Source organism: Streptomyces sp. NPDC102514 (assembly GCF_055584525.1).
On record NZ_JBVJLW010000014.1, the window covers coordinates 335,647 to 344,654 of the forward strand.

Genomic DNA, 9,008 nt, shown 5'->3' on the forward strand with positions numbered 1-9,008 from the left:
TCAGCCCCTTCCGAGCAGCAGCCGGGCCTCGCCGACCGTGATGACGGAACCGGTCACGAGGACGCCGCCGCCCGCGTACTCGGCCTCTTCCTCGGCCAGCGTGATCGCGGCCTCCAGCGCGTCGTCCAGCCGGGGCTCGACCTGCACGCGGTCGTCCCCGAACACCTCGACGGCGATACCCGCCAGCTCGTCCGCGTCCATCGCACGGTGGCTGGAGTTCTGCGTCACGACGACCTCGGTGAAGATCGGCTCGAAGGCTTCGAGCAGCCCCCGTACGTTTTTGTCGCCGCTCGCCCCGACGACACCGATCAGCCGGCTGAAGTCGAAGACCTCCTGGACCGCCTCGGCGGTGGCGCGGGCGCCCGCCGGGTTGTGCGCGGCGTCCAGTACGACGGTCGGCGACTTGCGGACGACCTCAAGACGGCCCGGCGAGGTGACCGACGCGAAGGCCTTGCGGACGGTGTCGATGTCGAGCGCCTCGGGCCGCTGGGACCCGACGCCGAAGAACGCCTCCACGGCGGCCAGCGCCACGGCCGCGTTGTGCGCCTGGTACGCCCCGTGCAACGGGATGTACACCGCTTCGTACTCCCCGCCGAGACCGCGCAGCGTCAGCAGTTGCCCGCCGACCGCGACCTGCCGGCTGATCACACCGAACTCAAGCCCCTCACGGGCCACGGTGGCGTCGACCTCGACGGCCTTCTTGAGCAGCACCTGCGCCGCGTCGACGGGCTGCTGGGCCAGGATGACCGTCGCGCCCTGCTTGACGATCCCGGCCTTCTCCTTGGCGATCTCCCCCGGGGTGTTCCCGAGCCGGTCCGTGTGGTCCAGGTCGATGGGGGTCACCACGGCGACATCCCCGTCGATCACGTTGGTGGCGTCCCAGCTGCCGCCCATCCCGACCTCCACGACGGCCACGTCGACGGGCGCGTCCGCGAAGGCCGCGTACGCCATGCCCGTGAGCACCTCGAAGAAGGAGAGACGGAACTCCTGCGCCGCGTCGACCATCTCGACGTACGGCTTGATGTCGTCGTACGTCTCCACGAACCGCTCGGCCGGGATCGCCGCCCCGTCCAGGCTGATCCGCTCGGTGATCGACTGGACGTGCGGCGAGGTGTACCGGCCGGTGCGCAGTTCGAAGGCGCCGAGCAGGGCCTCGATCATGCGGGCGGTGGACGTCTTGCCGTTGGTCCCCGTGATGTGGATCGAGGGGTACGCGCGCTGCGGCTCCCCCAGTACGTCCATGAGCGCGGAGATCCGGTCCACGGACGGCTCCAGCTTGGTCTCGCCCCACCGCGTGGCCAGCTCGGTCTCGACCTGGCGCAGCGCCTTGTCGGCCTCCGGGTCGTCCGGGCGCGCGGGAATGTCGGACTGCGGCGCCGGGCCCTGCGTACGCAGAGTGCGGCTGCCGGCCTCGATCACGGCGAGGTCGGGATCGCGCTCCGTCTCGGCCTCGACGATCGCATCGAACGGATCGGACCCACTGCTGTCCTGCGGAAGCTCACTCACACCCCCAGTCTACGGAGCCGCCGGACGCCCGCTGTGGGAGGGCGCAGCCCTCTTCGGGAAGGGCGCAGCCCTTCTTACTTAGGGGCGCGGGGAACTGCGCGAACGGCCCCCACCGGCCCGCAGACGAAGGCGAACGCACGAGGGCCCCGGGACCATCAAGGTCCCGGGGCCCTCAGGAACAGCTACGCCTGCGGCAACGCGTCCAGCTGAGCCGACAGCCGCAAGATGTCCTCGTCGGCCTTCGCAAGCCGCCCCCGGATCTTGTCGACCACCTGATCCGGAGCCTTCGCAAGGAACGCCTCGTTACCGAGCTTGGCGTTCGCCGCGACCTTCTCCTTCTCCGCGGCGGCCAGATCCTTGGCGAGCCGCTTCCGCTCGGCCCCCACATCGATCGTCCCGGACAGGTCGAGCGCGACGGACGCCCCGGCGACCGGCAGCGTCGCCGTCGCGGAGAACTCGTCCCCCTCCGGCTGCAACCGCAGCAACTGCCGGATGGCGGCCTCGTGCGGGGCGAACGCGGTGCCGTCGAGGCTCAGCCGCGCCGGCACCCGCTGCCCCGGCTGCAGCCCCTGGTCGGCACGGAAGCGGCGCACCTCCGTGATGACCTGCTGCAGCGCCTCGATCTCCCGCTCCGCGCCCGCGTCGCGGAAACCGCTGTCCGCGGGCCAGTCGGCGATCACGACGGACTCACCGCCCGTGAGGGTCGTCCACAGCGTCTCCGTGACGAACGGCACGACCGGGTGCAGCAGCCGCAGCGTGACGTCCAGGACCTCGCCGAGGACCCGCTTGCTGACGTCGGCCGCGGGCCCGCCCGCCATGAACGTCGTCTTCGACAGCTCGACGTACCAGTCGAAGACCTCGTCCCACGCGAAGTGGTACAGCGCGTCGGAGAGCTTCGCGAACTGGAAGTCCTCGTAGTACGCGTCGACTTCCGCGACGGTCTCGTTGAGGCGGGACAGGATCCACCGGTCCGTCGCCGACATCGCGGACGCGTCCGGCAGCGGCCCCTCGACCGTCGCGCCGTTCATCAGCGCGAACCGCGTCGCGTTCCAGATCTTGTTGGCGAAGTTACGGGCCGCCTGGACCCAGTCCTCGCCGATCGGCACGTCCGTACCGGGGTTGGCGCCCTTGGCCAGCGTGAAGCGGACGGCGTCCGAGCCGTACTTGTCCATCCAGTCGAGCGGGTCGACGACGTTGCCGAACGACTTCGACATCTTCTTGCCGCGCTCGTCACGGACCAGTCCGGTCAGCGCGATGGTCTTGAAGGGGACCTCGCCGTCCATCGCGTACAGACCGAACATCATCATCCGGGCGACCCAGAAGAAGATGATGTCGTGGCCCGTGAGCAGGACGTCGGTCGGATAGAACTTCTTGAGGTCCGGGGTCTGTTCGGGCCAGCCGAGCGTGGAGAACGGCCACAGGCCGGACGAGAACCAGGTGTCGAGGACGTCGGTGTCCTGCTTCCAGCCCTCGGCCTCCGTGCCGGGCGGCTGCTCGTCGGGGCCGACGCAGACCGTCTCGCCGTTCGGGCCGTACCAGATGGGGATGCGGTGGCCCCACCACAGCTGGCGCGAGATGTTCCAGTCGTTGAGGTTGTCGACCCAGTCGAAGTACCGCTTCGACATGTCCTCGGGGTGGATCTTCACCCGGCCGTCGCGGACCGCGTCACCGGCGGCCTGTGCGAGCGGGCCGACCTTGACCCACCACTGCAGGGACTGCCGGGGCTCGATCGTGGTCCGGCAGCGCGAGCAGTGCCCGACGCTGTGGACGTACGGGCGCTTCTCGGCGACGATCCGGCCCTGCGAGCGCAGCGCGCCGACGATGGCGGAGCGCGCCTCGTAGCGGTCGAGGCCCTGGAAGGGGCCGTGGACGGTGATGACCGCCCGCTCGTCCATGACCGTGATCGACTCCAGGCCGTGGCGCCGGCCGATGGCGAAGTCGTTCGGGTCGTGGGCGGGGGTGACCTTGACGGCACCCGTGCCGAACTCGGGGTCGACGTGGCTGTCCGCGACGACCGGGATGGTGCGGTCGGTCAGCGGCAGCTTGATGCGCTTGCCGACGAGGTGGCGGTAGCGCTCGTCGTCGGGGTGCACGGCGACGGCGGTGTCACCGAGCATGGTCTCGGCGCGCGTGGTGGCGACGACGAGGGTCTCGTCGCCCTCGCCGTACGTGATGGAGACGAGCTCGCCGTCGTCCTCCTGGTACTCCACCTCGATGTCGGAGATGGCCGTCAGGCAGCGGGGACACCAGTTGATGATCCGCTCGGCGCGGTAGATCAGCTCGTCGTCGTACAGCTTCTTGAAGATGGTCTGGACGGCCTTGGACAGGCCCTCGTCCATGGTGAACCGCTCGCGGTCCCAGTCGACACCGTCCCCGAGCCGGCGCATCTGGCCGAGGATCTTGCCGCCGTACTCCTCTTTCCACTGCCAGACGCGCTCGACGAACTCCTCGCGCCCGAGGTCCTGCCGGGACCTGCCCTCCTCGGCGAGCTGCTGCTCGACCTTGTTCTGGGTGGCGATACCGGCGTGGTCCATGCCGGGCAGCCACAGCGCCTCGTACCCCTGCATGCGCTTGCGGCGGGTCAGGGCGTCCATGAGCGTGTGCTGGAAGGCATGCCCCAGGTGCAGGGACCCGGTGACGTTCGGCGGCGGAATGACGATGGTGTACGGCGGCTTGTCGCTGTTCGCGTCGGCGCCGAAGTAACCCCGTTCGACCCAGCGCTCGTACAGCTTCCCCTCTACCTCGGCCGGCGCGTACTGGGTCGGCAGTTCGGGGGCGTTGGCTGATGGCTGCTGCTGAGCGTTGTCGGTCACTCATCCAGTTTAGAGGTGTCACAGCCTCGCTCCGAAACCCGATTACTTGGTAACGGTGCGGCCCCCGCCGCTCCGGCGCCCCTCGGCTTGGGTGAGGATGTTCGGAACACATAAGTATCTGGAGGGGAACCCAGAATGAGCTACAACCAGCCGGGCCCGTACGGCGGGCAGCCGCAGCAGCCCGGACCGTACGGTCAGCCGGGTCCTTACGGCCAGCAGCCGCAGGCCCCCCAGCCCGGTCACGGCTACCCGCAGCAGGCTCCCCCGCCGCAGCCCGGCTACGGGTACCCCCAGCAGGCCCCTCCCGGCGTCCCGCCGCAGCAGCCCGGTTACGGCCAGCAGCCGCCGTACGGCGCCCCGGTGCCCCCGCCCCCCGGCGGAGGCAAGAAGAAGACGGGCCTGATCGTCGGCTCGGTGGCGGTCGTGGCGGCGATCGCGGTGGGCGCGTACTTCATCATCGGCGGCAGTGGCGGCGGCGCGGACGTCGCGGACGACGGCCCGCACAAGCTGACGACTCCGGCGACGTTGCTCACCGAGTACAAGAAGAGCGAGGGCGCCGGGGACGGTATGTCCAAGTCCGACCTGAAGGACGCCGAGTCCTGGGGTGTCAAGAACCCCAAGGACGTCAGCGCCTCCTACCAGTCGGGCGACAAGGACAACCCGCTGGCCGGCAAGCTGCTCAGCTTCGGCGGGGTGTACGGGGACATCGACGACCCGGAGAAGGCGGTGGACGAGTTCTTCGCCTTCATGGAGAAGGACGCCAAGGACGAGGACGTCACCTTCGTCGGCAGCTCGAAGGCCTACGAGCCCAGCTCGCTGGAGGGCGCCGTCCTGAAGTGCCAGCAGGCGAAGATCGACAACTCCGGCGGCAGCACGGGCGAGCCGAAGGAGATGAACGTGACGTACTGCGCCTGGGCGGACCACAGCACGCTCGGCTTCGTACTTCCCATCGAGTTCTCCGACGCCGCAGCGGGCAAGAGCTCGGACCCGGTGGAGGTGGCCGAGACCACCGCCAAGGTGCGCAAGGAGGTCCGCGTCAAGGTGTGAGCGACGCGAGACGCACAACGGCGAAGGGCCCCGGTCGGTGACCGGGGCCCTTCGCCGTAACTCGCGTCCGTACGGGCCCGCTTACGCCGTCTTCTGCTCGCCCGGGCCCCGGCCCCGCGCGTCGCGCGGGATGAGGGTCGGGTTGACGTTCGAGCGGACGACCTCCGAGGTGATGACGACCCGGGCCACGTCCTTGCGGGACGGGACCTCGTACATCACTGCCTGGAGGACCTCTTCCATGATGGCGCGCAGGCCGCGCGCGCCGGTCTGGCGGAGGATGGCCTGGTCCGCGATGGCTTCGAGGGCCTCGCGCTCGAAGTCCAGCTCCACGCCGTCGAGTTCGAACAGGCGCTGGTACTGCTTCACCAGTGCGTTGCGCGGCTCCACCAGGATCTGGAGGAGGGCCTCGCGGTCGAGGTTGTGGACCGACGTGATGACCGGGAGGCGGCCGATGAACTCGGGGATCATCCCGAACTTCACCAGGTCCTCGGGCATGACGTCCTCGAAGCGGTCCTTCGCCTCGAGTTCCTTCTTGGAGCGGATCGTCGCGCCGAAACCGATGCCCTTGGCACCGGCGCGGGACTCGACGAGCTTCTCCAGGCCCGCGAAGGCGCCGCCCACGATGAACAGGACGTTCGTCGTGTCGATCTGGATGAACTCCTGGTGCGGGTGCTTGCGTCCGCCCTGCGGAGGAACGGAGGCCGTGGTGCCCTCCAGGATCTTGAGCAGGGCCTGCTGCACACCCTCGCCCGACACATCCCGCGTGATCGACGGGTTTTCGCTCTTACGAGCCACCTTGTCGATCTCGTCGATGTAGATGATGCCGGTCTCGGCCTTCTTGACGTCGTAGTCCGCCGCCTGGATCAGCTTCAGCAGGATGTTCTCGACGTCCTCGCCGACATACCCCGCCTCCGTGAGCGCCGTCGCGTCCGCGATGGCGAACGGGACGTTCAGCATGCGGGCCAGCGTCTGGGCGAGCAGCGTCTTGCCCGAGCCCGTGGGGCCGAGCAGGAGGATGTTGGACTTCGCCAACTCGATGGCGTCCTCGCGGTTCTGACCCGCGCTGTTCTCGCCGGCCTGGACGCGCTTGTAGTGGTTGTACACCGCGACCGAGAGGGCCTTCTTGGCGGACTCCTGGCCTACGACGTAACCCTCGAGGAACTCGTAGATCTCGCGAGGTTTGGGAAGTTCCTCCCAGCGCACCTCGCTCGTCTCCGCGAGCTCTTCCTCGATGATCTCGTTGCAGAGATCGATGCACTCGTCGCAGATGTACACACCAGGGCCTGCGATGAGCTTCTTGACCTGCTTCTGGCTCTTGCCACAGAACGAGCACTTGAGCAGATCGCCGCCGTCACCGATGCGTGCCACGGTGTGCTTCCCCTTCGCCTGGGAGACGCCTAGGTCCAGCGGCTCCTGGTGCTGCCTTATGTCCGACGGTACCTTGCCGAGCCCCCCGTTCGGGCCCCCCTTGGCGCGGTTCACTTTGTCGTGAACCGCGTCAAGGAGCGGCAGACGATACAGCGATGCGTCACGCGACCGCGGCGTTGTTCATCTTCCGGGTCGAGATGATCTGGTCGATCAGGCCGTAGGCGAGGGCGTCCTCGGCCGTGAGGATCTTGTCGCGCTCGATGTCCTCGCGGATCTTCTCGATCGGCGTCGTCGAGTGCTTGGCCAGCATGTCTTCCAGCTGACCGCGCATCCGGAGGATCTCGTTGGCGGCGATCTCAAGGTCCGACACCTGGCCGCGGCCGGTCTCGCTGTAGGGCTGGTGGATCAGCACACGCGCGTTCGGAAGTGCCATGCGCTTGCCCGGCGTACCGGCCGCCAGGAGGATCGCGGCGGCGGAGGCGGCCTGACCCATGCAAACAGTCTGGACGTCCGGCTTCACGAACTGCATCGTGTCGTAGATCGCGGTGAGCGCCGTGAAGGAGCCACCGGGGCTGTTGATGTAGACCGAGATGTCACGGTCGGGGTCCATCGACTCCAGGCACAGCAGCTGCGCCATGACGTCGTTGGCGGAGGCGTCGTCGATCTGCACGCCGAGGAAGATGACGCGCTCCTCGAACAGCTTCGCGTACGGGTCGTACTCACGCACGCCCTGCGAGGTGCGCTCGACGAAGCGCGGGATGACGTAGCGGGACTCCGCGCGAGGACCCGTGTACTCGGCCTGCGCGCGGTCGTACAGTCCGCTGCCGGGGAAGTCGTTCACTGTGTCTCCTGAAGAGCCTGATAAGGGCTGAGGCGGTCGGCTGGGGTCTCGGAGCGGCTGGCACCGGCCTTGCGCCGGCGCCCGGGCGGCGCGGAGCCGTCCTAGGCCGCCCCGGTACCGCCGCCGCCCGGCATTCCGGCAGCGGTGGGCATGATGTCGTCGATGAGGCCGTACTCCTTGGCCTCGATCGGGTCGAACCAGCGGTCCCGGTCCGAGTCGCGGGTGACCTGCTCCACCGTCTGGCCGGTGTGGAACGAGGTCAGCTCCGCCATCCGCTTCTTGGTGTGCAGCAGCCGCTCGGCGTGGATCTTGATGTCCGACGCGGAACCGGCGAGACCGGCCGAGGGCTGGTGGATCAGGATCTCCGCGTTCGGCAGCGCGAAGCGCTTGCCCGGAGTGCCCGCGCTCAGCAGGAACTGGCCCATGGAGGCCGCCATGCCCATCGCGATCGTCACCACGTCGTTCTTGATGTACTGCATGGTGTCGTAGATCGCCATGCCGGCGGTGATCGAGCCGCCGGGGCTGTTGATGTAGAGGTAGATGTCCTTCTCCGGGTCGGAGGCAAGGAGCAGCAACTGTGCGGTGATCTTATTGGCGATGTCGTCGTCGACCGCCTGGCCGAGGAAGATGATCCGCTCGCCGAGCAGCCGGTTGTAGACCTGGTCGCCGAGGCCACCACCGATGGGGTCGCCGGCGGCTGTGGGCATCAGATTCGTCACGTATCCACCTGCTCGTCTTACGACGGCGCCGGGCCGTCTACACGTCTTCTGCTGGGGGCGTGGGACCCCGTGTGCGTGCCGTGTCGGACGGCTCCGGGGACTCCCCTGCCCTCGTACTCATGGACCCTAACGCGCGGGTCCCTCCGGGGAATCCCGCAGAAGGAACTGTTCGCTGTGAGCGCATGCGCTCCGCTGGGTCGAGCAGGGAATTCGCCGGCCCCGGCCCCCTCGCGGGCAGCTGCGCGAGCAACCCACCGGGGACCGCACCCGCCCCATGCCCCTCGGAAGGCACACGCGACTGCGGGCCCGGAGGGGCGCTTCAGGTGCGCGAGCGCCCCCCACAGGCCGCACCCGCCCGTGTGCCTCGGTAGGCAGACGCGCGTGCGGGCCCGGTGGGGGCTGACCGCGCCGTTCCCCGCGCCCCCAAAGGCCCCGCCAGGGGCGCGAGGAACGGCGCGGGTGACCCCCACAAGCCGCACCCGCCCGTGTACCTCGGAAGGCAGACGCGACTGCGGGCCCGGAGGGGGCTGACCGCGCCGTTCCCCGCGCCCCCAAAGGCCCCGCCAGGGGCGCGAGGAACGGCGCGGGTGACCCACCACGGGCCGCACCCGCCCGTGTGCCTCGGAAGGCAGACGCGACTGCGGGCCCGGAGGGGGCTGACCGCGCCGTTCCCCGCGCCCCCAAAGGCCCCGCCAGGGGCGCGAGGAACGGCGC

Annotated in this window: 6 protein-coding genes; 1 reads left to right on the forward strand and 5 read right to left on the reverse strand. The window is 69.1% G+C overall.

The window, feature by feature from the left end; translation table 11 throughout:
- Both folC and ACZ60E_RS32160 read right to left on the reverse strand, forming a co-directional pair.
- Nucleotides 1-1,506: a bifunctional tetrahydrofolate synthase/dihydrofolate synthase gene (gene folC / locus ACZ60E_RS32155; RefSeq protein ID WP_384809193.1), complete on the reverse strand. Its 1,506-nt coding sequence runs from the start codon at nucleotides 1,504-1,506 to the stop codon at nucleotides 1-3.
- 182 nt (nucleotides 1,507-1,688) lie between these two features.
- The gene (locus tag ACZ60E_RS32160) at nucleotides 1,689-4,319 is read right to left on the reverse strand and encodes a valine--tRNA ligase (RefSeq protein ID WP_469444957.1); all 2,631 of its coding nucleotides are present in this window, start codon (nucleotides 4,317-4,319) and stop codon (nucleotides 1,689-1,691) included.
- Nucleotides 4,320-4,454: 135 nt separating this feature from the next.
- Between ACZ60E_RS32160 and ACZ60E_RS32165 the strand changes: the two genes are divergently transcribed.
- On the forward strand, nucleotides 4,455-5,366 hold the full coding sequence (locus tag ACZ60E_RS32165) for a hypothetical protein (RefSeq protein ID WP_469444961.1): 912 nt from the start codon (nucleotides 4,455-4,457) through the stop codon (nucleotides 5,364-5,366).
- Between the two features lie 81 nt (nucleotides 5,367-5,447).
- Here ACZ60E_RS32165 and clpX read toward each other — a convergent pair whose 3' ends face one another.
- The 3 genes from clpX to ACZ60E_RS32180 form a co-directional block, all read right to left on the reverse strand.
- Nucleotides 5,448-6,734: an ATP-dependent Clp protease ATP-binding subunit ClpX gene (gene clpX, locus ACZ60E_RS32170; protein WP_189777442.1), complete on the reverse strand. Its 1,287-nt coding sequence runs from the start codon at nucleotides 6,732-6,734 to the stop codon at nucleotides 5,448-5,450.
- A 160-nt stretch (nucleotides 6,735-6,894) separates the two neighbouring features.
- A complete protein-coding gene (locus tag ACZ60E_RS32175) occupies nucleotides 6,895-7,575 on the reverse strand; it encodes an ATP-dependent Clp protease proteolytic subunit (RefSeq protein ID WP_107016272.1) in 681 nt (226 codons plus the stop codon).
- A gap of 101 nt (nucleotides 7,576-7,676) precedes the next feature.
- Nucleotides 7,677-8,282, reverse strand: coding sequence for an ATP-dependent Clp protease proteolytic subunit (locus ACZ60E_RS32180; protein ID WP_107016456.1), 606 nt, complete (start codon nucleotides 8,280-8,282; stop codon nucleotides 7,677-7,679).
- Between the last annotated feature and the right edge of the window lie 726 nt (nucleotides 8,283-9,008).